Source organism: Acetomicrobium sp. S15 = DSM 107314 (assembly GCF_016125955.1).
Classification (GTDB): Bacteria; Synergistota; Synergistia; order Synergistales; family Thermosynergistaceae; genus Thermosynergistes; species Thermosynergistes pyruvativorans.
Map to the genome: position 1 here is coordinate 1 of NZ_JADEVE010000010.1, position 316 is coordinate 316.

The following is a 316-nucleotide window of genomic DNA, read 5'->3' on the forward strand; positions in this document are numbered from 1 at the left end:
ACAATCTGAGGTGCCTTATACGCTGATATCCCACCCGATATGCCGAGGAGCACGCGGCGATTACTCTTCCACAGTGCCGCCACTGGGAATGCCGCCTCCTTCGTTCACTGGGCCTGGGGAATAGAGGAGGTTACAAACAGGATCTAGAGCCGACTCGGGAATACCGATATAGCAGACGCAACTTTGGATGTCCTGCGAGATGTTGCAAAATCAGGCGATGTGGCGAACGAGTTCAGCATCAATTACATTAAAGTATGGTTTGATGACAAGGAGTCTGTCGAAATAGATCCGTTCAACTTCATTGCCAGGGTTAACG

Annotated in this window: 1 protein-coding gene; it reads left to right on the plus strand. The window is 50.3% G+C overall.

Annotated elements, in window-relative coordinates:
• Window positions 1–219 precede the first annotated feature (219 nt).
• Window positions 220–316 (plus strand): phage major tail tube protein (locus EZM41_RS14455; protein WP_446697791.1); only part of this gene is annotated, 97 nt, incomplete at its 3' end.